Annotated in this window: 25 protein-coding genes and 3 pseudogenes; 13 read left to right on the plus strand and 15 right to left on the minus strand. The window is 59.3% G+C overall.

The features are described 5' to 3' along the window. The first annotated feature begins 700 nt into the window (after window positions 1–700). From C2L65_RS43260 to C2L65_RS43280, 6 genes are all read left to right on the plus strand, one after another. Window positions 701–1,918, plus strand: coding sequence for a sensor histidine kinase (locus C2L65_RS43260; protein WP_042305908.1), 1,218 nt, complete (start codon window positions 701–703; stop codon window positions 1,916–1,918). Window positions 1,919–2,344: 426 nt separating this feature from the next. Then, complete coding sequence (locus C2L65_RS43265; RefSeq protein ID WP_233446772.1) at window positions 2,345–4,285, plus strand: sensor domain-containing diguanylate cyclase; 1,941 nt, start codon at window positions 2,345–2,347, stop codon at window positions 4,283–4,285. Between the two features lie 367 nt (window positions 4,286–4,652). Further along, a complete protein-coding gene (locus C2L65_RS47160) occupies window positions 4,653–4,781 on the plus strand; it encodes a hypothetical protein (protein WP_255221874.1) in 129 nt (42 codons plus the stop codon). Window positions 4,782–4,829: 48 nt separating this feature from the next. After that, window positions 4,830–6,050, plus strand: a complete 1,221-nt coding sequence (locus C2L65_RS43270) for a diguanylate cyclase domain-containing protein (RefSeq protein ID WP_042305852.1) — start codon at window positions 4,830–4,832, stop codon at window positions 6,048–6,050. A 230-nt stretch (window positions 6,051–6,280) separates the two neighbouring features. Next, window positions 6,281–6,553: a DUF1488 family protein gene (locus C2L65_RS43275; protein ID WP_042305851.1), complete on the plus strand. Its 273-nt coding sequence runs from the start codon at window positions 6,281–6,283 to the stop codon at window positions 6,551–6,553. 88 nt (window positions 6,554–6,641) lie between these two features. Then, window positions 6,642–6,881, plus strand: coding sequence for a hypothetical protein (locus C2L65_RS43280; RefSeq protein WP_052426832.1), 240 nt, complete (start codon window positions 6,642–6,644; stop codon window positions 6,879–6,881). Between the two features lie 14 nt (window positions 6,882–6,895). Here the strand turns inward: C2L65_RS43280 and C2L65_RS43285 are convergent, their stop codons facing one another. Together C2L65_RS43285 and C2L65_RS43290 are read right to left on the minus strand one after the other, a co-directional pair. Further along, window positions 6,896–7,456, minus strand: a complete 561-nt coding sequence (locus C2L65_RS43285; RefSeq protein ID WP_233446773.1) for a helix-turn-helix domain-containing protein — start codon at window positions 7,454–7,456, stop codon at window positions 6,896–6,898. A 570-nt stretch (window positions 7,457–8,026) separates the two neighbouring features. Next, window positions 8,027–9,610 carry a sensor domain-containing diguanylate cyclase gene (locus C2L65_RS43290; protein ID WP_052426831.1) on the minus strand — a complete coding sequence of 528 codons (1,584 nt, stop codon included), beginning with the start codon at window positions 9,608–9,610 and terminating at the stop codon, window positions 8,027–8,029. Between the two features lie 452 nt (window positions 9,611–10,062). Between C2L65_RS43290 and C2L65_RS43295 the strand changes: the two genes are divergently transcribed. Further along, window positions 10,063–10,449 (plus strand): response regulator, encoded by a 387-nt coding sequence (locus tag C2L65_RS43295; RefSeq protein WP_042305850.1) that lies wholly within the window; start codon window positions 10,063–10,065, stop codon window positions 10,447–10,449. Window positions 10,450–10,986: 537 nt separating this feature from the next. Next, a complete protein-coding gene (locus C2L65_RS43300; protein WP_233446774.1) occupies window positions 10,987–11,427 on the plus strand; it encodes a hypothetical protein in 441 nt (146 codons plus the stop codon). Between the two features lie 286 nt (window positions 11,428–11,713). On the opposite strand, the gene xylB is transcribed toward C2L65_RS43300, so the two are convergent. The 4 genes from xylB to C2L65_RS46365 form a co-directional block, all read right to left on the minus strand. Further along, window positions 11,714–13,177, minus strand: a complete 1,464-nt coding sequence (xylB, locus tag C2L65_RS43305) for a xylulokinase (protein ID WP_042305849.1) — start codon at window positions 13,175–13,177, stop codon at window positions 11,714–11,716. 34 nt (window positions 13,178–13,211) lie between these two features. Then, entirely contained in the window at window positions 13,212–13,940 is a 729-nt protein-coding gene (locus tag C2L65_RS43310) for an SDR family oxidoreductase (protein ID WP_042305848.1), read from the minus strand. A 284-nt stretch (window positions 13,941–14,224) separates the two neighbouring features. Beyond that, complete coding sequence (locus tag C2L65_RS43315; protein WP_042305847.1) at window positions 14,225–14,440, minus strand: hypothetical protein; 216 nt, start codon at window positions 14,438–14,440, stop codon at window positions 14,225–14,227. A 24-nt stretch (window positions 14,441–14,464) separates the two neighbouring features. After that, window positions 14,465–14,632 carry a hypothetical protein gene (locus C2L65_RS46365; RefSeq protein WP_167450375.1) on the minus strand — a complete coding sequence of 56 codons (168 nt, stop codon included), beginning with the start codon at window positions 14,630–14,632 and terminating at the stop codon, window positions 14,465–14,467. 242 nt (window positions 14,633–14,874) lie between these two features. Between C2L65_RS46365 and C2L65_RS43320 the strand changes: the two genes are divergently transcribed. After that, the gene (locus C2L65_RS43320; protein ID WP_081920812.1) at window positions 14,875–15,045 is read left to right on the plus strand and encodes a DUF2934 domain-containing protein; all 171 of its coding nucleotides are present in this window, start codon (window positions 14,875–14,877) and stop codon (window positions 15,043–15,045) included. Between the two features lie 172 nt (window positions 15,046–15,217). Here the strand turns inward: C2L65_RS43320 and C2L65_RS43325 are convergent, their stop codons facing one another. From C2L65_RS43325 to C2L65_RS43335, 3 genes are all read right to left on the minus strand, one after another. Further along, window positions 15,218–16,639, minus strand: a complete 1,422-nt coding sequence (locus C2L65_RS43325; RefSeq protein ID WP_052426829.1) for a GAF domain-containing sensor histidine kinase — start codon at window positions 16,637–16,639, stop codon at window positions 15,218–15,220. 238 nt (window positions 16,640–16,877) lie between these two features. Continuing rightward, on the minus strand, window positions 16,878–17,285 hold the full coding sequence (locus C2L65_RS43330) for an Hsp20/alpha crystallin family protein (protein ID WP_042305846.1): 408 nt from the start codon (window positions 17,283–17,285) through the stop codon (window positions 16,878–16,880). Between the two features lie 12 nt (window positions 17,286–17,297). Further along, complete coding sequence (locus C2L65_RS43335; protein WP_042305902.1) at window positions 17,298–17,738, minus strand: Hsp20/alpha crystallin family protein; 441 nt, start codon at window positions 17,736–17,738, stop codon at window positions 17,298–17,300. Window positions 17,739–18,535: 797 nt separating this feature from the next. On the opposite strand from C2L65_RS43335, the gene C2L65_RS43340 reads away from it, so the two are divergent. Further along, a complete protein-coding gene (locus C2L65_RS43340) occupies window positions 18,536–19,039 on the plus strand; it encodes a hypothetical protein (RefSeq protein ID WP_156132259.1) in 504 nt (167 codons plus the stop codon). 196 nt (window positions 19,040–19,235) lie between these two features. Here C2L65_RS43340 and C2L65_RS43345 read toward each other — a convergent pair whose 3' ends face one another. Both C2L65_RS43345 and C2L65_RS43350 read right to left on the minus strand, forming a co-directional pair. Further along, window positions 19,236–19,742, minus strand: a complete 507-nt coding sequence (locus tag C2L65_RS43345) for a DUF421 domain-containing protein (RefSeq protein ID WP_042305844.1) — start codon at window positions 19,740–19,742, stop codon at window positions 19,236–19,238. Between the two features lie 200 nt (window positions 19,743–19,942). Next, on the minus strand, window positions 19,943–20,539 hold the full coding sequence (locus tag C2L65_RS43350) for a ParB-like protein (protein ID WP_042305843.1): 597 nt from the start codon (window positions 20,537–20,539) through the stop codon (window positions 19,943–19,945). Window positions 20,540–21,010: 471 nt separating this feature from the next. Here C2L65_RS43350 and C2L65_RS43355 point away from each other — a divergent pair, with 471 nt between their 5' ends. Further along, entirely contained in the window at window positions 21,011–21,439 is a 429-nt protein-coding gene (locus tag C2L65_RS43355) for a VOC family protein (RefSeq protein WP_042305842.1), read from the plus strand. 195 nt (window positions 21,440–21,634) lie between these two features. Here the strand turns inward: C2L65_RS43355 and C2L65_RS43360 are convergent, their stop codons facing one another. Beyond that, a complete protein-coding gene (locus C2L65_RS43360; protein WP_042305841.1) occupies window positions 21,635–21,976 on the minus strand; it encodes an H-NS histone family protein in 342 nt (113 codons plus the stop codon). A 173-nt stretch (window positions 21,977–22,149) separates the two neighbouring features. Between C2L65_RS43360 and C2L65_RS43365 the strand changes: the two genes are divergently transcribed. Together C2L65_RS43365 and C2L65_RS46960 are read left to right on the plus strand one after the other, a co-directional pair. Further along, entirely contained in the window at window positions 22,150–23,190 is a 1,041-nt protein-coding gene (locus C2L65_RS43365) for an H-NS family nucleoid-associated regulatory protein (RefSeq protein WP_042305840.1), read from the plus strand. Between the two features lie 1,644 nt (window positions 23,191–24,834). Beyond that, window positions 24,835–25,323, plus strand: a pseudogene (locus C2L65_RS46960) (SGNH hydrolase domain-containing protein); the annotation flags it as partial. 49 nt (window positions 25,324–25,372) lie between these two features. Here C2L65_RS46960 and C2L65_RS43375 read toward each other — a convergent pair. The 3 genes and pseudogenes from C2L65_RS43375 to C2L65_RS43385 form a co-directional block, all read right to left on the minus strand. Further along, window positions 25,373–25,602, minus strand: a pseudogene (locus C2L65_RS43375) (hypothetical protein); the annotation flags it as partial. A 75-nt stretch (window positions 25,603–25,677) separates the two neighbouring features. After that, window positions 25,678–26,421, minus strand: a complete 744-nt coding sequence (locus C2L65_RS43380; protein ID WP_042305901.1) for an SDR family NAD(P)-dependent oxidoreductase — start codon at window positions 26,419–26,421, stop codon at window positions 25,678–25,680. A gap of 152 nt (window positions 26,422–26,573) precedes the next feature. Then, window positions 26,574–26,840, minus strand: a pseudogene (locus C2L65_RS43385) (DoxX family protein); the annotation flags it as partial. Window positions 26,841–26,877 lie beyond the last annotated feature (37 nt).

Genomic DNA, 26,877 nt, shown 5'->3' on the forward strand with positions numbered 1-26,877 from the left:
TCGTTTGGAAGCGCATGTCGACGTACCACTGGCTCGTCCTCCGTGCTGGACAGAGCGATGGTCCTCTCCGCGCGTCGGCAGATGAAGGAACTGCAAAAGACAAGGATTCCATTACAGGACGGTAGCGGTCGCGATACCAATTGAATCGGCCTATCTGGGGCACACTTGAAGAAGCTTTTTTCTCCGGCCACTCGCCGGATGCGTCTGCGTCCGTTGTGGCGATGGCGCTTTCTAGCGACGACCGTCATCGCGAGGCGTGACGGGGTCGGAGCCGCACGTCCCTTCTTCCAGGACCCGGTTTGCTCAGGCGTCTATTGACGTCCCCATCCGGTTTGCCAGTGTCCACGATGCGCCCAGTCTGTTGATACCCCAAGCGAACGCGTCGCATTCACAACAACGGCGGGACGCCCGTCCTCTAGCTCGTGGAGCGGGGAATTGACGCATTTGCGCAAATTGAAGGCGGCCGGCGGTGTTCAAGTCGTGCATTCGTTACGACGTCAATCAACTGGTCGCTAGTTTGAGGCTGTATGCCGCGTCATGACAGATTCTTGACCGAGGTCGTTGCTGGTCATGCCGCGATATGCATTTCGCCTGTAACGACGCGTGGTGAATGATTTTACGATTTGGTCTTCAACGTTGCTGTATCGTTGAACGTTGAGTACAGCTTTCATGGCTTGGAAGACCTTTTCAGGGTATGCGTATGACCGAACCGCGCACAGGCCCCCTACGCGGCCTCGCTGACTACCTCCGGCTTGAACGCACGCGCTTGACTGAGCGGTGGATGAACGCCGTCTTGGGCGATGCAGACCTTGTTGAAGCCGACAAGCTGACATACGAGCAGCTTGCCGACCATCTCCCTGACATCCTCGACAGTTTATGCGCAGCGCTCGAAGTTCAGGACCTTGAGAAATTCGAGCCCGCCATTGAACACGACGCAAGAATGCATGGCTTGGTGCGCTGGTATCAAGGGTATCGAGTCGACGAGCTTGTTCGCGAACTCGACCTTTTCCAGCAGGCCCTGGACGACGCACTGGAAGCTTTCGCAGACGTCGACACCAGCTTCACGCGACATCATGAGAAGCGTGCGCGTCGCATCATTGCTGAAGGATTAAGTTTTGTCGGCGTGAGGTCAGTTCGGGAAGTAGTGCGCGAGCGGGACCGAAAAATAGACGACTACACCGGCAGGCTTGAGCGTGCTAACCATGAATTGGCTCTGAAGCAGCGACTGCTTGGCGACCTGCATGAGTCACGGATGCAGATTACCCGTAGCGTTGTGCATGACCTCAGAAACTTCCTGAACGCATTCAATGTTGCCCTGCAGCTGATTGCTCGCGCACCATCGAAGACAGACTCCGCACTGTCGCTCGCGAATCGTCAGGTGACAGACATGAAGCAACTGGTTGACCATATGGTGGAATACTCGGTCTTTCTGGCCGACGATGCTCCGATATTGATGGAAGAGTTCGGCCTGCGAGAGTTTTTCGATGAACTGGTAATGGCTTCCCGCCCCGCCATCGAAGCAAAAGGATTAAGCCTCCGCACGGAGTTCGACCCGACCTTGACTTCAGCCACGTCGAATCGCCTGAAGGTCAAACAGGTCGCGCTCAACCTTCTGTCCAATGCGACCAAGTACACCTTGGCCGGTGAAATCTTGCTGGGGATGTCGAAGGAAGGTGAGCATCATTGGTGTATCACCGTCGCCGACACGGGCATCGGCATTGCGCCGGCGGATGCAGGTCGGGTATTTAACGAGTTCGAACGTGCGGCGGGCGATGACATTCCGGGTACAGGTCTAGGCTTGGCAATCGTCAAGGAGCTTACGCGTGTTCTGGAGGCGCACATCGACTTCGAATCGCAAGAAGGTCGCGGCACCTCATTCAGGATTCGCTTCCCAATCGCGCTCAAGCCCGTAGTCTGACCGGGGCATAGGCTCACGTTTGGCACGTTGCGTCGCGACGACCGTCGAAAATGCGGACCCCAGCCGATAGTGCCGCCCGCAGATTGACAGTTTCACGCTGCATCTGATGAGCGCGTGCGGAGCCGCGATTGCGTACTACGTGCTATGCGAGGAAGAGGTCAAGCCTCTGCTTCGACGGATACCGTGGTCGCTGCGAACCTCGGCCTGACAACGTTTCTGACCTTCGCGGACACTTGTTCGCCCCGTTTACCGCAGGACGGCATGTTCCTGACGTGACAGCAAGGAGCGGCATAAGCATGGCCGCAACCCACATCGGTTCGTTCAATCGCGAGCTCAAGTTTTTGCGTCTGAGGTCGATATACCGTTCTTCCGAGAGACCAAAAAGTAACTAAAAGATAGAAGGCAGCGCAGATGGCGGAGGTAGCGGTGAAGCAACTCGTCAGGAAAGGTTGTACCGTCAGGTTGAATCTTGACGTTGACACGATGAGACGTCTGATTTCGCGCGACGAATTCTGGCGATTTGCACGCATCGGTTTCGTTGGCCTGGTAGCCGCCTTCGTGCTTCTTGTCATCAGTGGCCAACTGAAGACAATGGCAGGCGAGCTTGTGGCCATATGGATTGTCGACGGCTATCTCCTTGGCCACATGATGTGGCTCCGGCGACGCTACAAGCCTGTTTTCCTTGTCGGTGCAGCCATCGGGCTCGTGCTTGGAAACTTGATGGGCGATGAAACCTTCTACGTCGCGTTCTCGTTTACCGCGGCAGGAATGGTGGAAACATGCGCTGCGGCGTTTATGCTGCCGGGTGTGAAATCGGCCAAAGGGCTCCTGCAGCCTAAAGTATTTGTCCGGTTTGTAGTGGGTCCCTGCATAGTTGCATCGATGCTTTCTGGCGTGGTTGCCGTTATCCTGCTGCAAGGAATTTTTACCACTCACCCGTTTTCATCGTTTTCGAATTGGGTGATATCCGACGCTTTGGGCTTCCTGATATTTACGCCAGTAACGCTCGTCATGCTTTCGGGGGAGTGGAGGACTCTGCTTCAACCGGGCAACCGCATCAAGTCGGCGTCGCTTTTGGCGTTGATAGGAATCGTTGCGACGGTCATCTTTTCGAAGACCACGTACGATGACCTGTACTGGATGCTTCCGCCCTTGGCGCTCCTCGCATTCAGGGCTGAATTGTCGACAGTGCTTGTTGGCACGCTGATATTCATCACCATCTCGGTCCCGCTCACGATACACGGAACAGGCCCGCTTTGGCTTTTCCCGTTCGCCACGATGCAGGACCGCATCCTTGCATTGCAGCTGTTCACTGTCGCGGCGCTGTCCATTGTGCTGCCAATCACGATTTTGCAGACCCAGCGCAACGCACTGCTATCCGCACTGGCTGATGGTCAGCGCCGCTTCCGAAACCTTGCCGAACGGTCCGAAGAGGTTTTGATGGAGCTATCGGCGGACGGAACGTTCCAGTATGCTTCACCGCGGGCGAGCGTGGTTCTCGGTTACGAACCGGACATGCTACTGGGACGGTCGGTGCTTGACCTGGTTCATCCTGACGACCGGAACGAGCTCGCTGCGGTACTCGCACAGGCGTGGAAAATCGGCATAGAGGAATCGGCGCAGTATCGATTTCGTCGAGCAGACGAGACGCACATCTGGGTGCGCAGCTTTATCAGTGCAATGCCTTCCGGTATTCCAAGTGGCCTCATGGCCCTCGCGTTCGCAGTCCGGGATGTTGACGCCGCAGTTGTTGCGGAGCAAACGCGACTGACCGAGGAGCGGCACCTTCGAGACATGGCATTTATCGACAGCCTTACGGGCTTGCGTAATCGTCGCTACCTTGATAGCAAGGTGGAAGAGCTATCGCGCTCGCCTGCGCACGCGACGTCCGCTCGACCGGTTGCCGTTCTGTTCGCAGACATCGACTACTTCAAAAACTTCAACGACGAATATGGTCACCAGGCCGGTGACGAGTGTCTCAAGGCCGTCGGTCAATGCATTGCGACGACGCTTCGGAAGCGCGATTTGCTCGCCCGCTATGGCGGGGAGGAATTCGTTATCGTGCTCGAGAACTGTGAGCAGACGGAAGCGGCGGCTACGGCAGAGCTCATCAGGGCCGCAGTCGAGTCATTGGGCTTGGGCCACCGAGGTAGCCCTCTGGGTGTCGTTACTCTTAGTATCGGCGTGGCGCAGGGAGAAATGCGCCGTCCATCGGACGCAGCCGAGCTGTTCGAACTGGCGGACTCAGCTTTATACATGGCAAAGCGGATGGGGCGGAACCGTGTGGGTCGAGTGCAAGACGCGATAGCCGTGGGCGAATCAGTGGCGTCAAGTACAGTGGCCTCGGTTGCTCGTAGGCCGCTCTGAAGGTAACGCGCCGCGTCAGGAACTGCTTCATTAGGCGTGCGGACATTCACTGTTATCTACCAGGCAGCTAGCCAGCCTTTCGTATGTTCGACTCCAGTTCGCTCGCAGAGCGGATTCGAGCGGGACATCGAAATAGTCGGCGAGTTGTCGCGCAGTGGCGGCAAGGTCGCGCCTTGCTCGAACGTGCTGACCGTTTTCTGCTCGACACCGACGATTTCGGCAACTGTTCCTATTGCAGGCCACGTGCCTCATCGCCGTTCTCTGACTCCGAGTTGTCGACGGCGATTTAACACGAAAGAAATGAGATTGGCTGGGCGGTGTACTCGCGCGGGGAAATTCATCGGATACAGCCACCACCCGTGCCTCGATGGAAGGTCATGCTCGATTCAAGCTCGTCACGGTTTTTGTCGTTATTGCCGACAGCACATTTTTTGGTGCGGCAAGCGCTGGTGAAGAGCTTGGTCGCTGTCTTTTGCAAGCTGAAAAAAATGCGTAGTGCTTCCGCTATTATTCGTGTCTTTACGCAAATGGCTCGGAGAGCGCTTTGCCCGGTCGAACATTTCAATCCGCTAACGCGGACCGCCGCCGCTTCATTGCCTTGTATGTCTGCATGGTGATGGGCCTTCTCGCGTCCGCCGGTCTATTCCTGTATGAGGCGCGCATCATTGTTGCCGACGGCCTGCGGGACGAGGATGCGTTTGCCGTGCTGGGGGCGGCAAACCGTGTTCTGCATAACCTCGAGAATGCCGAGACGGGACAGCGTGGCTATTTGCTGACCGGCGACGAAAGCTACCTGAAACCCTATCAGCAGGCCGTCCGTGACCTTGACGACACGGTGCTGCGCCTGCATCAGGTGGTGTCCGGTGACGAGGCGTCGGACGAACTCGTGCGCCGGGTTGAACATGCAAAGACGGACAAGGTCAGTGAGCTCGCAAGGACCATCGAACTTGCCCGCAGCGGCAACCGGGAGGCGGCCATAGCCCTGGTGCGTACGAATGAGGGCAAGCGCTACATGGACGCGCTTCGGCGCGACCTGGGGTCGCTGCTGGATGCCTGGCGGCAAACGCGCAAGGTGGCAGTGCGGGATGCACATGAGCGCCTGGTGTTCGGGACGGCTGCGCTCACTTTAGTCGCTATCTTTATCTGTTGCATGATGGTCTATACGGTTGTGGTGCAGCGCCGCGCATTCGCGAAGGTGCAGGCATGGTCGGCGGCCCTCGACCGGGAGGCGACGCACGACGCACTTACCGGCCTGCCGAACCGGCGACGCCTCCTGACGGCCATCGATGCGCTGAATGCGCAGACCGGGCCAAGGGGGCGAAGGGTTGGCCTGCTTTATCTCGACATAGACGGTTTCAAGGCGGTCAACGACGAACTCGGGCACAGCGCCGGCGACGCATTGCTGCGCCGGCTGGCCGAGTCGCTGCGTGCGGCGACCCGGCAGAGCGACATGCTCGCGCGCGTCGGCGGCGACGAATTCGTGCTGTTGGCAGCCGATTGCGGCGATGACGTGCAGTTGCGCGAGCTCGCCGAGCGTCTCATCTCGAAGGTCCGCGTGGTGGGCGGTCATGAGTACGCCGGAAGGTTTCCGATTGGCGTGAGCATCGGCATCGCGACCTGGCCGGACCGCGTGGATACGGTTGAGGACCTGCTCGACGTCGCGGACGCGGCGATGTATGTGGCCAAGCGCGGCGGCCGTTCGACTTACCGCTTCGGTGCGTCGCCGGGACCCGACCCGACCAATGTCGTGAGGCTGACAAGGTAGCGGGCAGGCTTCGACGCCTGGACCAAACGATAGTAGGGTATGGGCCCGCGCCCGGTGAAGCGCCGGGGACACCATTCAACCCCCTCACGACCCCTCAGCGAAACGTTGGAAGCGGCAACGGCTGCGTTGGGTACACGCGACGCGACCTGCTTGCATTCTCCTTGAGATTTTCGTGGTGTCGCCCGTGCGATAGAAGGCAGTGCATCGAACATCCCTGGCGAGCGTGTATCGTGGAAGCCCTTGACCTTGAACCCAGCGTCGCGCCAGACGGACGCAGTGTCGTTTTTGTGCTGTCATTGGGCGGCCGCAGTATCGCGTGTGTGGTCACGCGTGAAGCGCTTGAACAGCATTTCTGGCTGCAATCCGGTGCAACCGAGGTGCGGGTGCTCAAAGCCTTTTCCGATGGTTGCAGACGCATCATGGCGGTGGCGGAACGCAAGGTCCGGGCGCGACCCGGCGCGCAAATTGTGCTGACCGCCGATGACTTCGGTCCGCGGGGATAAGGCGTCAGTGCGGCCCCGACTGCCGTCAGCGCGAGGGCAACATGGCGGCTGCAAAATCGGGTTGACCATGCCCCTTCGCGCTAGTGGTATGGTTGATGAGATGACGAAAGCAATCACTGCCTCCCCGGAGGCAATCGCGCTTGAACGCATTGCTGATGCTGCACGTGAAGTGCAGGCGGCATCGGCTGCGCTGGAACGACACTTTGGCGTCAACGGGGGCGCGAAACCGTCGGCGCTCGAGCTCGCGAGGTTTGCAGCCGCGATGCAGGACCTGCGAGACGCGCGCGAGGAGTTCGACCGCCTGCTGGCGCAGAGCCGGCCTAGATGAGTTCGTCCGTCCGGCTATGGACGCTCGCCTTTGTCCCGTGCCGGTCCGGACAGCCGCCAGCTCAGCCCGAGACTTTGCACGATTCTCCAGATATGCCTCGCAGAGAACGCGACGCCATAGCGTCGGCTAATGGCTTCCCGCAGTCGGGTATGGGTCCATTCGTCGCTGTCAAAATCCTGCAGTCTGGCGGAATGCTTGAGTGAGGCCGCAATCCAGCTATATGCGGCATCGTCCAGCACGGTTGGGCGGCCTGCAGCGCCGACCTTACCCAACGCATCAAGACCACCTTGGGCGATGAGTTTCTGATATTTGCGGAGCGTCTCCATGCTGATGCCGAGTCGCCTGGCGACTTCTTCCGGCGGGACGCCGTCCATCAGCAACACACCGGCCGCCATACGGCGACGCGTACTGGGAAGTTCATGACTCGGTGTGCGCATTGCCTGAATACAAACGAAGGAAAGGGCAGTATATGGTTGTCCGATGCTGCCGGCAAAGCTGTCAGTGCTGATAGCTGCGCACGACTCATTGATTGCAGCGCGGTCGAGGACCTGCCCCTGCAAGATTTCGCGTTTCAATCATGATGACTGCGCCGGCCGAATCGACGATATAAACGGCCTATCTATTCCTTGAGTCGGAGGAGAGGGCTCAATACCCCGCGCCCGACCTTGGCGCCAGGCGGGAAGCTCATGGGCGCACCCTGGGAGTGACTGCTAGAGGGGGAGCAGCGGGACGCGCGTTGTCCCGGATAGTCTGGCTGTGCTGTGGCGAATGCACCGACCACAGTGCCCCTTGTGAGAGGCTGGCTCCGCAGTCCAGGTCGACACATTTGGGGTTAAGCTCGCCTTCCTGGCCATCGGCCGGGCTAAGGGGGAGCTTCGCCCCAAGCTCAAGGCTCTCGCTACAATCCATGAATGAAAGAACTCTTTTTCTCAGAGAAAGACTCTGTTGAGGCACAGGGCATACATTGCAGGGGTTAGCGACAGGGCATGGCGTAGAAATGCCTGTGAAGAGTGTCTTAAGTATCGGCAAGACAGGGACTCGTTGATGTGACTGGGAGGACGCCCATTCACCAGAGCCCTCGCGAGCTTCGTTTGCGACTGTTGTTTGCCACCCTTTCATCGGGGCACGATTCCAGGGAGCGGTGCTCAGGGTAGGACGAGGTCGTGCTCTGACGACCCGCACACCCCGTCGGTCGCAGCCGCGGTCGCCGCCGTGCCCGTGGTCGAGAAGCGGAACGTACCCCTGCCTGCGGCTTTGGCTTCGTACAGGGCACGGTCAGCCCGCTTCATCAGCTGTTCTAATGACTCGCCTTTTTGCGCGAACGCAAGGCCGATGCTTACGCCAATCGTCGCGGTGGCGCCGCCAGACAGGCGATAGGGTTCGGAGAGGCGCTGGATGATGCGCCCGGCCAGTGCGGTGCACGCGCCAGATGTTGCATGTTCAACAATCATTGCAAATTCGTCACCACCGAGCCGGGCGATGGTTTCGCCGTGCCGCAGCGTCTTTTCCAGGCGACGCGCGACGGCCCTCAGCACCTCGTCGCCCGCATCGTGCCCAAGGTCGTCGTTGACCGCCTTGAAACCGTCCAGGTCAAGAAACAGCATGGCGAGCGTCAGGCTCCCGTCACCTGCGCGCAACAGCCACTGCTCCATCTGTTCCTGCAGATAGCGGCGGTTGGCAAGACCGGTCAGCGGGTCGTGACGTGCGAGGTGCAGCACCTGCTTTTCGGATGCACGACGTTCCGTGACGTCCTCGATGATGATGACCGCGCTGCCGTCAGGCACAGTATTGCGGGTCATCTCCAGTTGACGCCCGTCGTCAAGCGCGATGTCGAGCGGCCCCCGATTCGCGGACAGCCACTCCGTACACCGCGCGACCAGTTGTCGTCTGAGCGTCTCTCCAAACTTTGCGAGGCCCACGTGCCCGATAAACTCTGGCAGCGGAACGTTGAGCCTCAGCATCTCGATGGTTGCGCCGAACAGTTCCGCCGTTCGCCGGTTGGCGATAATCACCTTGCCGGCCTCGTCGATGGTGCACAGCCCGTGTGGCATGTGGGCCAGTGCGGCGTCGAACCGGGCCGCCAGTTCGGCATTTGCCTGTTCCGCCGTCATCAGGGCGACGAGCCCCGCATAGTGGCGCCGGACGATGGAAGCCATCGCGGCGATGTAGGCGAACAGTGGTGGCACGAGTACCCAGTACGCGTGGCTGGGTGCGAACAGCGCGCCCAGTCCAAGGGGCGCGGCGCCCAGACCAATCTGCGCGACCGCGAGACGCGGCAGTCCCGCATTTCTCGACGCGACGCCGCCGAGCGTGCCCGCCGTCACCATGATGGCAAGCGCGCTCAGCGCAGCGTCGCCGGACATCACACACGCCATCGAGCCCGCGCCAACCAGGGCCGACGTCAGTAGGGCGAGCGGCGCGTAGCGCGTGGCCGCGTGAAGCGGGTGAATCGCGGTCGACCGGTTGGCTGCAACGTACGCCTGCGCGACATATATCCGGGCTGCGATAACGCCCGTGCCCGCGATGAGCCATAGCGCAGGCCATACCCGGTGCAGGCTGATGAACGCCACCAGCGCGACAAAGGCGCTGGCGGCACCTGACATGGCGAGCGAGCGCTGGTCTTCGAACAGTGACGACAGCAGCGACGAGCGGATGGACGCCGTGACGCCGCCATGCTCCGACGTCGGCGTCGCCAGAATCGAATCAAGGATGGAAGTTCTGCCTGACATGATGGAGCCACGCGTGTTGAATGTTGCTATGCGGGCCGGGGGACGGCTGCTTGCTGTGTATACGGCGAAAAAGGTGGTGGACTTGATAGTTGCTTGCGCCCGTGTTGTCCCCAGGCCACACGAACGAAAGCCGAGACATTCGCCGGCTTAGCCACGCGCGGCAAGTCTGCCCGGGACATGGTGCGTTCGGCGACGGGCTGTTGCGCAGTTGAAGATGGGCTCACCGCGTTGGGCGAGCGACAACGTTGGCCATTTGTAATCGCCATCTTCAATGGCGCCGACCGCGCTGTTTCAACCAGCGCATTGCAACCATATCCGAGGCTGAATTCATCAGGATAACGCGACGTCTGCATATCGCCGATGTGTCGCGTGCGCCGCACGTCGATTTCAATTCTCGGGAATGAGGCTTGCTGATGACTGCGGGTTGAACCTTCAGTCCGGACATCCCGCAAATGGCGACGATTCTCCTGGTTGATGACGACGTGAAAATCCTCCGGCCATTGCGGGTCATACTGGAAGCCGAAGGGTACGATGTACTGACCGCGGAGGACGGCGAGGCCGCCGCGGCGGTCACGGCTTTCGGGCGCCCCGACCTCATCGTGACGGACTGGATGATGCCCGGCGTCGATGGCGCTGAACTGTGCCGGCGGGTGAGGGCGGAACCCGCCACGGCCGGGATTCCCGTTGTCTTGTTGACGGCGGCTTCTGGACCGTATCCGGTTGAGGCGCCGTGGAATGTCCTGCTGAGGAAGCCGGCGCCGATAGCGCGTCTGCTCGACGTGATTGCCATCCTCCTGGAGGCACGCGGGCTGCGGCCGCTGCGCGCGCACGCCAGGTAAACGACCTGTCCGCGGCGGTTGTGTAAAGCATGTAGCAATACTGCAAACGGTTCACGTCGACTCCCGAAATCTGCCGGGTGGCTCCCCGCAGCGTATCGTGCAGGTTTGATGCCTTCCGAAGGAGACAATCAGCGCATGCGGCCGCGGTGATGTGCGGACAACGCGCATCCGTTCCTGGACCTGGCGGACGGTCGGTCGGTCGAGGCGAAGTGCTGGCGGAGCAGACGCACTTCGTCATCTCGCTGGACTGTGGGGAGTTCTTCTGACCCGAACTGGGCGAAGACAGGGACGTTACGAGTACTGCTCGAGTGGCCGACCGTCCGGTTGCGTCACTGACCTGCCGACGTCCGCGGCCTGATGTGGCGGCGAGAGTCGTAGAGTCGCAGCAAAAGAGCGCTTCCGCTCCGGGCCGCAGCAACCACTACGCGGCGACACCGACGGACCGATGTGGAATCGGTGAGCAGGATTATATTGGTGCCTGACACCCTGTTCATTCAATTTGCATGAACTCCCGTTTTGAGCGCACGTGAGCAGGAAATGCCGCGCTATGCCATCCGCATGAAATTGCTTGCCGACTACTCGCACGCATCGAGTCCAGGTAGGATGGACGTCATGACCAGTCCGCCAAACCTTGACCTGCGCGCGCAAACCGAGCTGCTGAGCTATCTCGTTGCGTCGCAATTGCTCACAAAATCCGCTACCGGCGAGTGGCTTGCCATCGAACATCAGGTCGACCTTTCGAGACTCTGGCTTGTGACGCATGGTGACCGCGCTGACTGGCTGCAACGCGTATCCATATCGAGCTGGGCCCAGCGTGTAGCGGAGAGAATCGACATGTCTTTCCCGATTGAAATTGATGTTCAATCCGCATGGGCAATGTTTTCGGAGCAGCCACGCCTGGAATTTGGTACGCCCTTTGTGCGGACCGTGTATCAGGTATGTCTGAATCACCTCGCGAATATGTGCTGGCTCGCTTGAAACGCGTCGGCTACGAAGCGTGAAAGGCCGCGAAGCGAATCCGCCGTCTTCACGATGCCGAAGTGACACCCGCCATCCAGATGATTGCGCTGTGACATGCCGCTGACCATCCTGCTCAGCACACTTGACGCGTTTGCGTGGATAGCCCTTCCAGGAAGGTATGTCAGTCATTGGGCAGTTGAATGCCGCAATACGCTGTGCTCTCGCGCTATTCTCGACTGCCTGTCTGTGTGACGAGTGTGAATAAGCCCGCAGCATCGATTGCCCGCCCGAGATTTGCCACACGTCACGTGGGGAAAAGCGGCCGCAACTGCCTGTACAGAGTGCGGTACGACGCCAACCGCTCCAGCAGTATCGAGTGCCGCTCATCGTCAGGAAAGTATTCTTGTGATAGCGACGGGGTGCGGACAACGACCGAAAAATCACCGTCGGCCGCTAACCATCCGAGGCGTGCGGCTCCGAGCGCGGCGATGGACTGTGAATCAGGCGGCCGGCGTATCGGCACCCCGAACGCGTCAGCAATCAGCTGTGTCCAAAGCTTGCTGCGTGCGCCTCCACCGATAAGGCTCAGCGAGGTTTCACGGGTGCCGTCCGCACGCAGGGCTTCGAGGCCGTCCGACAAGGCAAACGTGACGCCCTCAAGAACCGAATAGGCAAGTGTGCCGCGGTCGGTCGAATCGACCAGTCCACAAAACACACCTTGGGCGTACGGGTCATTATGAGGTGTTCGTTCACCCGAAAGATATGGCAGGAACAATGGGGCTTTGGCGCGCCGGCTCGCGCTGACGCTCTCGACCTCACCTAACAGACATTCTTCGTCAGCCGAAGTGAGGTTGCATAGCCAGCGAACGCAACTGGCCGCAGACAACACAACGCTTGTTCGGTGCCACCTGTTGGGAATCGCGTGGCAAAGCGCGTGTACCCCCAGATGCGGGCTTGGCCGAAACTGCCCGGTGACAACGGACAGCACTCCCGATGTACCGAGAGACAGAAAGCCATCCCCCGATTCCGCTGCGCCGACCCCTAGCGCGCTCGTCGCGGTGTCACCCCCGCCAGCCGCAACAATGACATTTGCAGGCAGCCCGAGCTCGTCAGCGACACTGCGACGAACGATGCCGGTCGCCCGGCTCCCTTCTTCAATCGAGGGCACCTGCATTCGCGTCATGTCACAAGCTTCCAGGAGCTCGTCGGACCACTCGCGACGCCCGACGTCAAGCCAGAGGGTTCCTGACGCGTCGGACGGGTCCGTGAGCTTTACGCCGGTCAAACGCAGACGTAGATAGTCCTTCGTCAGCAGGACACATGCCAGCTTTCCGAAGTACTCCGGCTCGTATCGTGCGACCCATAACAACTTTGGTGCCGTGAGCCCTGGCATTGCGCAATTGCCTGCGACTGCATGCAGCATTGGCGCGCGGGCCGTGAGCTCAGCGCATTCACTGACGCTGCGCATATCGTTCCACAATATCGCCGGGCGCAGCGGCCGGTCATTGGCATCAAGTAGAACGGCACCGTGCATTTGACCGGAAAGGCCGATGGCCTGTACACGCCCAAACGCATCGGGATAGTTCTTACGCAGCGTCGATAGCGCAGTCCGCGTAGCTCGCCACCAATCCTCCGGGTCCTGTTCTGACCATCGGTGCCTGGGCCTCGATATTTCCAATGGATGGCGAGCGGTCCCGACGACATGCCCATTGCTGGCCAGCAGGAGGACCTTCAGTTCGGTCGTGCCGAGGTCAATGCCAAGGAACATTATTCGAACTCGAGGTGAGTCTTGTCTTTATCGCCTAGAGGTCGAAATTGGTTGGCATCAGAACCACGTCGCGAATGGTCAAACCGCGTTGCCGCGTCAACATGAACATGATGACCTCCGCGACCTCACTGGCCTCTATCAGGCTCCCCGATTCCCTGGCCTCTTTCAGTTTTTCCTCGGGCCAGTCGGCGAGCAGTGCGCTAATGACCGGGCCGGGCGAGACGGAGCCGACGCGGATTCCGTGCTTGAAAACCTGGCGCCGCACGGTCTGAACAAAGCAGTTAATCGCCCATTTGGACGACGCATAGACCGGCTCCCACGGCGTCGGAAAATGAGCGGCCAGCGAACTGGTCACGATGATATCGCCGGTCCGCCGGGCTATCATGTGGGGCAAAACGTCGTGAACGTTTTTCATCACGACATTGATGTTGAGATTCAGCATCCGGTCAATCGCTGCCGTCTCCGCGTCTACCAGTTCGCCGCCAACATAGATACCGGCGTTGGCATGCAGGATGTCGATTTGCCCCGCGATTTCCAGCACGCGCGGTACAAGCGTCGAGCAGGCCTTCGAGTCGAGCAAATCCAGGACTAGCGGAATCGCCGCATCGCCGTGTTTCTTGCAGATTGACGTCACGGCAGCGTCGTCGCGGTCCACCAGCACGACGCGCGCACCGGCCGACAGAAGCGCCTCGGTGCTGGCCAGCCCAATGCCTGACGCAGCGCCGGTGACAACAGCGACCTTGCCCTGCAGTCGTCCTTCCATTTTCCTGTTCCTCATCGTTGTCGGTCATCGCTGACACATGCGGCGGTACCTGCGTGCCCGGACAGTCCCGTTGGTCGGCCCACTTCAGACCGCAGGCAACATCGGTTTCTGGCCTCACCGGCGACCCTCTTCGAGGAGGCGCGCCATGTGCCGCAGGTGACCATGCGGGAACGATTGAGCAATTGCTCGACTAAGGAGCAAATATGCGTTCTGAGGGGTGGCTGTGTCAAGTTAACGTAGGGGAGGAGAAACCCCATAGCCTTTGGCGATGAAGGTAAAAGCTGTTACTTGCGCGGGTTCAACTCGGGGTGCTGGTGCGAGTACGGCGCCCCGTACTTCAGCTCGTAGTGCACGCCGACGCCAGTGCGCGTTGGCGGGAAGCGGTCACCCTCAACGCATGTGGCATCAAATGCCCGGCCCTCGCTGTCGCCCCCTTCAAGAACGGCCGAATAGATACCCGACACTGTGACGATTTCGCCGGGTCTGAAAGTGTCTGCCATGATGCCTCCTTGCCTGCGCCTTCATTACTCGGGCGAATCCTCATCAGTTTCTTCGCCGTCTTCCGACTTGATGCGGGTGGTTCCACCCGTCGCCGGCGCGTCGCTGGCGGGGAAAGTGTCCTCGACAGCCCTGTCGATGTCGTCTTCGGACTTCTCACTGGCTGGCTTCTGTTCCTTCGGTTTTGTTGCCATGTCTGTCTCCGGTTGTATCAGTGATTCGAGAGCAGCAAGGCGTATTCCGCGACCCCGCCGGGAACCAGCGCATCAGGCGTTCTCTTCGCTCGTGCGGGGTTCTATACTCGATTGGCGTTGCCGGTTTGTTCGCGCTTGCGTCGTAGCCGTATTCGGGGCCTTCGATACCGGTTCGCTTCGCGTGGACTCTCGCGTTTTCCAGTTCACTCGCATGTTCTAACACGCTGACGTAGGAGGTTTAAATGGATGTCCCTGTCACGGAGGAGCAGATTCGGACCCTTGCCTTTTACCTTTGGGAAAGGGATGGGGGCCCGGAAGGTCGGTCTGAGGAATACTGGGAGAAAGCAAGGCAGCAGTTAGGGCTTGATGCTGGTGCTCCGTCGACGGAAGCGGAGATGTCAGGACAGGAGTAGTCAAAGGCGTATGTGTCGCTCAAAATAAAGCGCATTCCCGAACGCCCATCTGCCGCGCCGTTTCGCGACCATTGCTATGTGGCTCTTTCTGAGGCATAGAACGGGCACACGATGCTTCGTCGAACTAGCCTCCCTGTCAGCATCGACATTGCAAGCTGTCGAAATCGGCGATTCATGCCGAAGACAATGGGTCATTCAGGCTTTGCTGCCAGTGAGGCACAACCTGAAGCCGCTCGAGAACCGGGAGCACCACTGTCACCGCAGTCCCTGTACGGCCATCGCCGCTCGCAATGGAGACGCGACCGCCATGACACTCAACCAGATACTTGACCAGTGCGAGTCCGATTCCGAGACCTGAGTCCGCTGTCGATACCCGCGAACCGAGCTGGGTGAACATCCCGAACACATGGGGAAGCTTGTCCGCAGGGATACCGTATCCCTCATCCGTCACGGTGAAGTTCATTGCCTCTGGCGACCTTGTCCTGTTGTCGCCCGGCACGTCGACAACAGCGGCGAGTTCAATGTGGCTGCCGTCGGGCGAATACCTGGCGGAATTGCTGAGCAGGTTCACGAGAACCTGGGTAAGGCGGGCCGCGTCGGCGTGCAATGCGACCGGTTCGGACGGACACTGCACGGTCAGTCGATGCCTGCGCGCCTCCATCACTGGTTGCACGGCGTGGACGGCATCCCACACGATATCAGCCAGTTGGCATGTTCCCATCTTGACTTCCACCTTGCCGTGCCGGATTCGTGATGCATCCAGCAGGTCATCAATCAGTCGTTGAAGCCGGCCTATCTGCCGTTGCGCTATCTCGAGCGCGCGCGCCGTCGCTGAACCGCTGCTCCCTGGGCGACCAAGAATTTTCAGTGACGAAACCACGGGGGCAATTGGGCTTCGGAGCTCGTGACTGAGTGTGGCGATAAACTCGAAGGTGCGCTCTTCGGTCCGGCGGAGCGCTTCCTGGGCTTCCTCTGCTTCAGTCGCCCGTTTCTCCGCCGGCGCCTGCATACGCGTGACCTGCAACGCGGCACCGGTGAAGTCGGCGAGGCTTGTCAGCAAACGCAGGTCTTCTGCGTCGAAGCGCGCGTTTTCGTTGTGAGACATCACCCAGATGGCGCCCCAGGGCCCGTCGCCAACCGGGATGGGCACGAGCAGGGCTTCGACGACTGGCGGCGAGACGGCTTCTATCGACGGGAAGTAGCGTTGCGGTGTCTTGAACAGTTCCGGCTTGCCCATTGCCAGCGTCACGCCGCATACGCTGTCATCAAAGGGTCGGTAGGTATTCAGAAGTGATGCACAGTGGCCTGCGAGGGACGCCCACCTGAACCTCGCCGGCCTGTCCGGCGGCGACTCGAGCACGCTGATGCCTGCGCTACCCGCCCTGCATAGCCGGGCAGCCTCCAATGTCAGCATGTCAAGCATGGCTGCATCCGAGGTAGCGAGCGCATGGGCGAGCCGTCTCAGGACTTTGGCCTCCGCTCCATGGTTGGGGCGCCGGCTTGCTCGCGTCGCGAGTTCGGCGGTAATCAGCGCCTCCCGGTGCGCCGTACGAATGCCCGTGTCGGCAGGAGAAGTACTTATTTCCAGATTCATGTCTGCACTCTCAGCGCAAACGTCCAAGGCTTTCACGAGCGACCTGCAACGTCGGCGGTGTTAAGCACTTTCTGTCGCACGGGTCGTTCCTCACGGACTGCATCCCCGTGCCCATCGTCGTGCCGTTGGTCGCCTTGTTCCGCTTGTGCATGCCTTCGAAAGTTCGTCGACGACGCAGTCGACCGCGGAACGGCGGATACCTTTCCGCCGTCCAACCGTATGCATCGGGTAGTTGGCGTCAGCCTGTACGCACCTCAATGCGTCTTGGCTTCGCCTCGTCGCGACGCGGTATCGTCAGCTTCAGGACGCCATCCTTCAGGGACGCCTCAATCCGTGAGGTATCGAAGTCTTCGCTGACGGTGAAGCGGCGCGAGAAGTAGGGCGCCCGCACTTCGGCATGCGAGAGTGCCAGGTTCGGCGGCACGGGCACCATGGATTCCGCCTCGATGGTCAGACTGCCGTCGTGGACATTGATGTCCAGCTTCTCTTTCGATACGCCGGGCAGGTCGGCCAGAAGCGTGACTGCGTGAGCGTCTTCGAAGATATCGACCGCCGGCGTCAGCGTGGCGCGACGACGTACGTCACTCGATTCCGCGCGCGTCACCGCGTCCTGGTCGCGTTGGGCGACTTGCGTGTTGTCGCTCATGATGTCACCTCGTCAATGGACGGTAATTGCGCGGGGTCTGGACGCTTCGCGCTTGCCCACAGAAATCAGCAGGCAGCCGTCGACGTAGCGCGCCTGCACCTTGTCAGGGTCGGCCTGCTGGGGCAGTTCGATGACCCGTCGGAACGAGCCGTTGAAGCGCTCCTGCGCGTACTGCCGCGTGTCCTCAGGCAACTGTAATTCGCAGGTCGTCCGCTCGCCGGCAATCGAGAGCAAACCTTTATCGATGGAGATATCGAGTTTCCCGGGCTCGACGCCGGGCGCAAACGCGACGATTTCTATCGTGTCGTCGGTCGTGCCGACGTTGATATGAGGAAATGTGCCGAACTGGCTTGAACGAAGGCTGGACGGGAAGCCGCCGAACAGGCTGGACATCTGGCGTTGCAGCCGGTCCAGTTCACTGAAGAGGTCGGTCCCAAAGTGAAGGTCACTCATGGTCGCTTTCTCCTCTGCGGCGAGGAGACAAACCGGCATACGCGCTTCAGTCCGGTTGTCCGGTGCCGCGGACAATCAACGTTGAAACACGCAGCGCCCGCGAACTGGGTGTCCGCGAACGACTGCCTGAGCGATGCTTAAGATAGGACGTCTGCAGTGAATTTCAAGAGGCGGTGCAGCAGATTTTTTTGGCCTTGAAAATCGCTGCCGGCGCTCATACCGTCCACCCACAAATCTTCGATGGGCGACAAGGAGACAAGGACTGGAGAACGCTTGGCAAGCACCGCATCAAGCTGCGCTCGCCAAGGGCTTTCCGACCGAACTGATGCAGCAGATTGCGGAACTGACGCAACTTGCCGTCGAAAGCGCGGACCGGCGGCGCCCATCCTGCGCTGCCGCAAGGCTCGTCCTTCATTTTTGCGGCGTCATCTGTTGCTGAAATCCTTTATTGTGAGAGCGTCCTCAAGACATCGAAGCCTTCTGGTGGGGCTCCAGGCCCGCAGGGCCGCCCGACACACGCTTGGAAGAAGGGCAACCACCCCGGCCGGTGTTTCCTCGCGATTCTGGTAGAGGAATACATATCTCTGCCAATCGAGGCCGCAGACCTGATGAGTTATCTCATGCCTTCGCTCCGGCGGAAAACTTCGTCGTAGATACCCCCAATTTTGCAGATTGGCCGTCTTATGTCCGACGAAAGCGACTTCCAGAGGCCACTTTTCGAAGTCTGACGAAGGCACTGCAACGTCCCGAATTGATGCCAATTCGCTAAAATCTGAAATACAAGGTGGTTTTGCTGCGTGAGCACTATGCGGTCGGAGTCGACAGATACATCAGGGGGCGAGGAGCGCGACATTCCGGTGCTGCTCGACACGGTTCCGATGCCAGCGCCCGCATCGACTGAGCCATTCGTAGTTGCTGACGAAGGTCGTGCAATGCTCGTCTACCGCATTGCGCCGTCCCACCAGAGCCGGTACGGTCCCTTCGTCGAGAACGAGCAACCATTTTGTCTTGTGCGCTTCGACGGTGCCGTCTTCCAAAGCCTCGGCCCACCTAACGATGATGAGTTGAGTCGGCACGTCTTGCATAAAAAGGGCTTGCGGCCTTATGGCGCATACGAGGTGCTGAAATCGATTCTTGTGGTCGAATGGTGGCCAAACGTTGCGCGGGTGATTGCGCTGCGTCATTTCATTTTTACGTTCGAAGACAGCAGCTTCGAGTGCGTTGCAAACAACTGTGAGCTGGCTGGCATCTTTGCGGCGGGCGCCGTCGCGCGGCGGAAGGCTTTTCTGCCGTTTCGCTGAAACTGCACTGAACACGGAATGCACAGTTCGAGAATGCATCCGCTATTGCCGGAGATGTACCTATGGCAGAAGCGCCGGGCTCGATGCGTCCCTCAAACCACGGACCATGAGCCTTCCGGTCCAGTACGATTCGGGGTCACGGCGACAGCATCTCGTCGTCGGAGTCCGCGCGTCGTACGCTGTGATTCATCGTGTTTCAGCGGTTGCCCGTATCACGCCTCTTGCGGATAAGACTTACTTGCCCGTTGCGTTCAAGAATCGCCAGTTGCACTTCTTCGAGGTCAAGGGTATGCAGTTCCTGCCGCGCGGTCTCGTACACGTCTGTCCTTGTGATAAGCGCGGCGGCCATCTGCTTGCTGTCGAACTGACCGTCCTTAAACAGTTCTCGTTCGACGCCAACCGCGAGACACTCGAGTCGTGCTGAATGGACGCATGCCCACGCAAGCGCGCGATGTATAAGTACCATTACGAGCGACGCAGCCAGCGTCGGAATGGCGGGAGAAGCTCCAACGATGACGCGGCTTAACGTTGCGCCCAGAAGTATCGCGACCACATAGTCGAATGGCGAACGCTGTCCGAAGGACCGTCGGCCCGATATGCGAATGAAAATGAGAGCCGTGAAGCATACGGCGACCGTCCGGGCTGCCATCTGCAGGGCATCGAGGTCCTTTCCTTCCCCGAATATCGATATCACCACATCCATTTGGCTTCTCCGTCCGGCATGTGCCGGATAATGACAAATGCGGTCAGGTTGCAGGACGCCGATGGTGCCCCGCCTGGCGAGGCATGAAAACAGGCGCCCCAACGCCGGGTACTGTCAGCCTCAATGTCGTCGCGTCACGTAGCAAGTCCATGAGTTACCGCGAAGGCCTGGTCTTCAGCTGCAGGCGAGGGGTAGTCGGTTTATCCGTCGATTGGTCCCACGTAACCAGGAAGTCCAAGCGCAGCCTTGCTCTTCGCGAGTTTCACCGCTTTTTTGACCAGCGCATCGTACCCGGCATCGCTTTTGGGCGGTGGCAGACGACTGCGGAAGAAATCAGACCACCGGAATTCTTCTAGCGGTACGGAAGTCTTCTCGTATCCACCTGCATCGCGTACCGACGCCGACAGGCTCCGGAATTCGTCGTCGATGAGTTCCCACACGTGTTCGCGCATGTCCGCGAATGCCACGCGCTGGCCATGAGCGTCGTACGGGTAGGTCCAACGATTGTTTTCCATGGTGAGCCAGAATTCAGCTACAGAAAGCGATGAGAGGTCGCTGACGAGGACAATGGGAACGCGCTTTACGTTCGCGCGCCATAGCGCGGTGGCAACGTGATGGTGGTCAATGACGAACGGAGCGCCACGAGGACCCTGCACGACAGGAACCGGCTTTTCCGCGATTGCCATTTCCAGGTCATGCCCCGTCAACGACCTGTATGTTTTCGTCTTGTCGCGTATTTCCCGCATGCCGTGCGTTACCTGAGTCGGCCGCAACTGGTCGATTTTTAACATCTTCATCTCTGTCTCCAATCCCGCACTACGCAAGTGCCGGGTCGCTAAGCCAGACACATCTGGACTAATGGTGACCTGCAATAGGGCAGTAGCAGAGACTGTGCCGCACATTGGTGTGGCAGCCGGCCGACGCGGTGCAGATTCATATTTTCCGAGGCGAGAGTCAGATGCGCCTTGTGCCGCAGAGGAGCAATTTGAACTGGTGCCTGCCGGAAATTGCTCTTGGCTGGCGCCCTTCGACGCTTTCTCGCAAATGGTGCCTTGCTGGTTGGAGCCTTCGGTCGGAACGCCACACACTATTCGGTCATACGCTCCAAGCTCATCTCCGGCAACGCCGGAGCAGGAGAAAGCACCCTCCGGCAGCCATCGAAGACGGCACGGCTCAAGGACGACCCTCGACGATATCGCGCGTCGCGTTCCAGTAGGGGCCTGTTGTAGTATTAATGTAGTTTGGATGTAGTCTGGTAAGGAGGCACTATGCAAGTTGCGAGCAACTTCAAGGTTCTGTTCATCGCAGGTTTCGGTCCAATTGTCCGCGAGCCGTCAGAAAGTCGCGAGCTCTACACTGACGTCCTTGGCATTCCTTTCAAAGAGGAGAGTGGCGAGTATATGCATACGGAAGCTCTTCACGGCGCAAAGACTTTTGCCCTATGGCCTCTTTCTCAGGCGGCGCATTCATGCTTTGATAGCGATTCGTGGCCAGAAGACATTCCTGTCCCACAGGCATGGCTGGAGTTCGATGTCGACAGTGTGGAAAAGGCAACGGAAAATCTCGAATCGCGGGGATATCGAATCCTGGTCCGGAACCAGCAAGAACCTTGGGGTCAAACTGTCACGCGTTTTCTCTCACCCGAGGGAATACTGGTCGGGGTGACTTTCACCCCTTCGATGCGAAAGGAAAATTAATGGGCTTGCTCCCGTAAGACGAATCCCTTCCTGGCACAGGCAAAGCGGAGCGAAGAGAGAAGCACTGACACCTGGGCGGGATTTTCCGGCGAAATGTCCAAACGCTTCTGGCTGTCATTACATGCGAGCCGTCGTTGGTCGAATGCTGGTCGGGGAGTTGTGCTAATTGCTTAGCCGTAACACATCATGCCAGCGTCAGCGGGCGTCACTGTGTGGCGAATGCGCCGTCGCTAACGGGCCGCCCGCAAACGGGTCCTGGCTCCAATCGACCTTCGGACATGCCGCCGGCGTCGATTGGACTGCGCCTTCTACGGCGAAATGCTCGAGTGATTGTCCCGCGCTGATGGCCTGCTTAAGCCATTGGGGCGTCTCCCCCTCGCCCGACCACGTCTCTCCTGTTGCACTGCGATATTTTGCCGACTTCTGTTGGATTTGGTCTTGGGCTATCGCCGCTGCGACGTCGTCCAGTTCAATACCGAATTTGGCGATTCTACGGCGCAGGTAAGCGACAATGCTGTCTCGCTTTCGCTCGTCCATTACGTTTTCCTCTTTCAACGATATTGCGCGACATGTCTCCGTGCCTGCGCAATCTCTGTTCCTTCAGAATACCACTACTGACTCGGCGCTCATATGGCCCGCTGCCTAATAGCCTTTTTCGGCAGTTATGTGGCATAGTGCCGCCATTGCTAAACACGGGGAGAAAAATACAAATGGCAACGCTCGAGAAAGTTCAAGCTCAAATCACAAAGCTCCAGGCTCAGGCAGAAGCTCTGGCTGCGAAACAGTCATCCGGCGTCGTCGCAAAAATTTGCGACATTATGGAGAAACACGGGCTGACGACTGCGGACATTGAAGCCCACATCAGTGGTTCGAAGAAGCGCGGACCGAAGCCGGGCCCAAAGGGTGCCGTGAAGTCAGTCGCGCCGGTCGCGAAGTATCAGGACCCGAGGACCGGCGCGACCTGGACCGGCCATGGTCGCGCACCGGCGTGGCTTGCCAGCGCGAAGGACCGAACCAAGTTCTTGATTGATAGCAGCAGCGCGGCAGTCAATGTGGGGGCTGCGAATAAATCGAAAACTGCAGTCAAAGCGGCTGGCAAGACAACGGCGAAGGGCAAACTGCCACCCAAATACATCAATCCCAAGACCGGCGAAACGTGGAGTGGTCATGCCCGCCCACCGGCTTGGATTGCTGAAGCCAAAGACCGAAGCAAGTTTCTGATTGCAGGTGGTGCGGAAGCGACTATTGCGACAACGACGGGTACTGGGAGTAAGGTGAAGACTGCGGCCAAAAAGGCGTTGAAGTCGGTCGGTGCGACTGCGGGCAAGGGGCAGCGGAAAGGACCACAGCCGGCGCTTTACCGTGACCCCAAAACCGGTGCGACGTGGAGCGGCCGGGGCCCCGCACCGGCATGGCTGGCTGGTGCCAAAGACCGCTCGCGATTCCTGATTGCTGGTGCGGCGCAGGGCGCGGCGGAGCCGAAGGCTGCTGCAGCCAAGAAGGCTCCGGCGAAAAAGGCGCCTGCCAGGAAGGCTGCGACGAAGAAGCCGGTCGCCAAGAGGGTTGCGGCGAGGAAGGGTGCTACGACTGCAGAGAAAGCGCCGAAGAAGGCTGCAGTCAAGAAAGTTGCGGTCAAGAAGGCCGCGGCGAAGAAGGTCGCCGTCAGGAGGGTGGCCCCGAGTACGGCCGCGGAGTCGACACAGGTTCCCGTGACGGCATCGGAGACTGCAGGGGCCTCGGCTTCGGCCTGATAGCAACGCACGACATGTGAGTAGTATTGCGGTCACCGAGCAGGACCAGCTGGTTCTGCTCGAACCCATCGCGATGCCCTCGTCAGAGGCTAGCGACGCGTTTTGTTATCGCAGACGAGAGGAAAGTTCTCCTCGTCTACCGTATTGCCCCAGCGGACCTTGAGAGGTTCGGTTCCTTCGCCTACGGCGAAGAGCCGGTCTGGAGGGTTCAGTTCCAGGGTGCTGTCTTTCACCAGGGTCCTCCAAACGACGAAGGGCTGGGGCAACATCTCTCTAGACTGCCGGCGGGTTGTGTTGGTACTCGGCATACGAGTGCCTCAATCCGACGTTGGTTGCCGAGCTGTGGTCGACGTCTTCGAATGTCATCGCGCGACGTCACACTTCATATTTGCGTTTCAGGTCAGTACATTCGAGTGCATCGTGGGCGATTGCGACCCGGCGGGCGTGTTTGCGACGCAGGATTGCCGGCAGCATGGCATTCTCGTTGTGTCGGTAAGCATGGACCCCGAGGCGAACTACGGTCGTACGAGATTAAATGTGCGGTTCGACACAGGGAGTTGAACGCGACGCGTGTAACGTAGCCAGTGTAGAGGTCAGCCGATTTGGCGATTGGCCGAGGGCCACGAGGTTGCGCGGCTTTACGCTACGAACGAAGAACGGTTCGAATATGAGGGAGACGAGAAGTGTCTCGCCATAAAAGTAATAACGGGCTGTTCCAGCGGCCGCGTGCACCCATATTTGTCGAAGCGGAAATTTGCCACCTCGAAACGCTCTTCTGTTACGGCGGGCTCCATGTTCTGGGGGAAGGGTACTGGCGCCTGCGCCTGTCGGGGCTCCTGACTGAGGCTGGCCTGGCACCGTCACAACGGGCGCGGGTTCACTCGATGCAGCGTCACCTCGATACCCTCGCTGCGCAGTTTAGTGGGTCCGCGGGACGCATCAGCGAATACCAGGCAAAACGTGAGGCTGCGCAATCCGGATTCGCGTGACGAGAACTAGGCAGCCGCAACGCGGAGAGGCGCATATCCCGCGCCGCGGTGCGCCACTGCGCGTCCGGTAGGCGACGTGTCGCGTGCAGTCGTTCCGCCGGGTCGGGAAACCAGACGGGTTTCCGCTGCAGCGTCTCTGATATGAGGGCGACGGCGGCGGCATCGCCTTGTATATCCGGAAATCCGCGCCTGTCGCGGGTCACGACGTATCGAGTCGGTGTTCACCGCGTCAAGGATTCGCGTGTCTTTGGATATCGATTTTTGATGGGTAAGGAATCTCCAAGTCCCTTGCTATGAATTCAATATGAGTTCTCAAGTTTGAGTCCCCGAGTATTACTTTCTCCCATAAGCTCATGGCGCTATGGTGAGTGCGTAGAAAACCGGGCGTCAGAACGTAAAACTCAGGCTCACGGGCTCCGTCGCGATGGCATTCGCACGCCTAGCCTTTTGTAGATAGTAACCAATGTTCAAGACGACAACGACGAGATAGTCAAATGCATCGAGCGAACGAGCCTTTAGGGGAAATCCGCGGTCTGCATCCGATGCCATCCGACTTTTGACCTGTACCCGTAGCTGCCTTGATGCCAGTCGTGGATTGGGATGGCTACAAAGGAGGTCATAACCCTCATTGAACGGAGGAGCCTTGTACGTCAGAATGTTTCGCCGCAACACTTGTGGGCGATTCGCACGCCTATCACCTGATCTATTTCTTCGATCAGTTGGGGAAGCAATACGATCTCGAGGTTCACGACGCGTCGCGCTGACGCTCTGTCCGCCAATCGAGCGGGAGCCCGCGCTTCCGCGCGATCCGGCCTTGACGGACGATCACCTGAAGTGTGTTGTGCATGACAAGGCGGTCATGTCGTACGTGATGTCACGCCCCGACATCAAAACGGTGTTTATGGCTGCGGCCTGGCAAAACTATCAAAATCACTCGGCCCGCAATTCGGGTCCGAATGGCCACGGATTCACGCCATATCAATTCGACGATGAACTCACTTCGACGATCGGCAAGCTGACCGATGCAGGCAAACACGTCATCTTGATGGACGACGTGCCGACGATTCCGATGAATCTGATCAACTGCGACTTCAAGAACGACCTGTTCATCCCGAGACATAAACAAGCCTGTGAGTTTGATGCGTCTCGGGCAAGGGATGAACACGCGCCAGTTGCAGCGATGCTCGATAAACTCAAGTCAAAGTACCGATTGGGTAGGTCGTCAAGTCCGTCATCGCGTGGCGAACACCTGACTCATCTGTCGGGCGCCTTGAGGTCTTCGCAATTGACGCATGCTGCAGGCTGTCGCGCACGGTCGTCAGTTCCGCGCCGTGCGCAAGTGCGTGTGTCGCATGCGTTTCCGCATCCAGTGCGGGCTCGCGCGCCGCAGTTTCTCAGCGAGCGCCGGATGGTCCGCAGCAACCAAGCCTTGTACTTCTCGACCAGTTTCATTCCGGTGTCCACGACGATGCGCTTCTGGGCCCCGCTTTCTTGTCGGTCAGCGCGCGCTGTCGATGATCGAGCCGCCATCCGGCGTGAGGCTGTAGCCCGTCAGAAACTGCGCATCCCTGGTCGCGAGGAACAGAACAACGGGCGCAATGTCTTCTTCCGGCGATCCGAAGCGGGCTAGCGCGTTGGTTGGCGGAGGGACATTAGCCTCTTTCGCCCATGTTTCCGCCAGCGGCAGAACATTGTTTACGGTGATCCTGTCGCCGGCCCACTCGCGCGCGGCAGTTCGGGTAAGGGCGCGCACCGCCTCTTTCGCCATGTTGTATGGGCCATAACCAACCAGGCCTGTGACCCCGGCCATCGAACCGAAGTTGATGATACGACCTTCGCCGCTGGCCTTGAGGTGGGGATAGCAGGCCTGCATCGTTCGCAGGTAGGCGACCGGACCCATGTCGAGATTGCGCTGCAGTTGCTCAACCGAAAGGTCTATGATCGATGAAAATGGCGCGTTCGGATCGAACGCGTTATTGACGAGGATGTCGATCCCACCATACGCCGTAACCACCTTTTCCACTGCTGGCTTAATCTGATCGACATCACCAATGTCGCAGATGACGCCAAGCGCAGTGCCCCCCGCTGATTGAATGTCGGCAACGACGCTTTCCACGTTTGCGGGCGTGCGTGAGACAACAGCCACTTTCGCACCTTCCGCTGCAAACAACTTCGCGGTTGCACGGCCAATGCCGCGGCCAGCCCCCGTGGCAAAAGCAACTTTTCCGTTAAGTCGAGCCATGATGATCTCCATTGGTCGAGGGTTACTTGGTGTACCGCTGCTGCTGGGGCGTAGGGCGACGGAACGTGGCGTGCAACGTTCTGCGTCAGGATGGATGCGACCAGCAGCACGAGGCCCACAACCGCCGGAACGGCGCCCTGGGACTTGCGCACGCCAAGGTGTGCAAGTCCAGATAGCAACAGGTGATAGAAGATGCCGGCATAGGCAAGGTCACTGAGCGCCACACTGAAGCGCATCAGGATGGCAATCGGACCAAGGACTTTCACGGTGATCATGACCGGCACGAGGTACGCGGGGTAGCCGAGGTCGGCGAGAGCCTTCCGAACCCACTCTCCCTTGGTTAGATACAAAGAAGCTGAACTCAGGTAGAGCACGGAGAGAAGCGTGGTGCTGATCCAATAGGTATATGTTGCTGACATGAGTTATTCCTGTGCGAATGTCGTAGATCGACTTCGC

Source organism: Paraburkholderia terrae, from assembly GCF_002902925.1.
GTDB classification, from domain to species: Bacteria; Pseudomonadota; Gammaproteobacteria; order Burkholderiales; family Burkholderiaceae; genus Paraburkholderia; species Paraburkholderia terrae.

Excerpts from the sequence above, each read along its gene's own strand:
- C2L65_RS43260 (WP_042305908.1), top strand. The coding sequence starts at position 701 with ATGACCGAACCGCGCACAGGCCCCCTACGCGGCCTCGCTGACTACCTC.
- C2L65_RS47160 (WP_255221874.1), top strand. The coding sequence starts at position 4,653 with ATGGAAGGTCATGCTCGATTCAAGCTCGTCACGGTTTTTGTCGTTATT.
- C2L65_RS43280 (WP_052426832.1), top strand. The coding sequence starts at position 6,642 with ATGGTTGATGAGATGACGAAAGCAATCACTGCCTCCCCGGAGGCAATC.
- C2L65_RS43290 (WP_052426831.1), bottom strand. The coding sequence starts at position 9,610 with ATGTCAGGCAGAACTTCCATCCTTGATTCGATTCTGGCGACGCCGACG.
- C2L65_RS43295 (WP_042305850.1), top strand. The coding sequence starts at position 10,063 with ATGGCGACGATTCTCCTGGTTGATGACGACGTGAAAATCCTCCGGCCA.
- C2L65_RS43300 (WP_233446774.1), top strand. The coding sequence starts at position 10,987 with ATGCCGCGCTATGCCATCCGCATGAAATTGCTTGCCGACTACTCGCAC.
- xylB (WP_042305849.1), bottom strand. The coding sequence starts at position 13,177 with ATGTTCCTTGGCATTGACCTCGGCACGACCGAACTGAAGGTCCTCCTG.
- C2L65_RS43310 (WP_042305848.1), bottom strand. The coding sequence starts at position 13,940 with ATGGAAGGACGACTGCAGGGCAAGGTCGCTGTTGTCACCGGCGCTGCG.
- C2L65_RS43315 (WP_042305847.1), bottom strand. The coding sequence starts at position 14,440 with ATGGCAGACACTTTCAGACCCGGCGAAATCGTCACAGTGTCGGGTATC.
- C2L65_RS46365 (WP_167450375.1), bottom strand. The coding sequence starts at position 14,632 with ATGGCAACAAAACCGAAGGAACAGAAGCCAGCCAGTGAGAAGTCCGAA.
- C2L65_RS43320 (WP_081920812.1), top strand. The coding sequence starts at position 14,875 with ATGGATGTCCCTGTCACGGAGGAGCAGATTCGGACCCTTGCCTTTTAC.
- C2L65_RS43325 (WP_052426829.1), bottom strand. The coding sequence starts at position 16,639 with ATGAATCTGGAAATAAGTACTTCTCCTGCCGACACGGGCATTCGTACG.
- C2L65_RS43330 (WP_042305846.1), bottom strand. The coding sequence starts at position 17,285 with ATGAGCGACAACACGCAAGTCGCCCAACGCGACCAGGACGCGGTGACG.
- C2L65_RS43335 (WP_042305902.1), bottom strand. The coding sequence starts at position 17,738 with ATGAGTGACCTTCACTTTGGGACCGACCTCTTCAGTGAACTGGACCGG.
- C2L65_RS43345 (WP_042305844.1), bottom strand. The coding sequence starts at position 19,742 with ATGGATGTGGTGATATCGATATTCGGGGAAGGAAAGGACCTCGATGCC.
- C2L65_RS43350 (WP_042305843.1), bottom strand. The coding sequence starts at position 20,539 with ATGAAGATGTTAAAAATCGACCAGTTGCGGCCGACTCAGGTAACGCAC.
- C2L65_RS43355 (WP_042305842.1), top strand. The coding sequence starts at position 21,011 with ATGCAAGTTGCGAGCAACTTCAAGGTTCTGTTCATCGCAGGTTTCGGT.
- C2L65_RS43360 (WP_042305841.1), bottom strand. The coding sequence starts at position 21,976 with ATGGACGAGCGAAAGCGAGACAGCATTGTCGCTTACCTGCGCCGTAGA.
- C2L65_RS43365 (WP_042305840.1), top strand. The coding sequence starts at position 22,150 with ATGGCAACGCTCGAGAAAGTTCAAGCTCAAATCACAAAGCTCCAGGCT.
- C2L65_RS43380 (WP_042305901.1), bottom strand. The coding sequence starts at position 26,421 with ATGGCTCGACTTAACGGAAAAGTTGCTTTTGCCACGGGGGCTGGCCGC.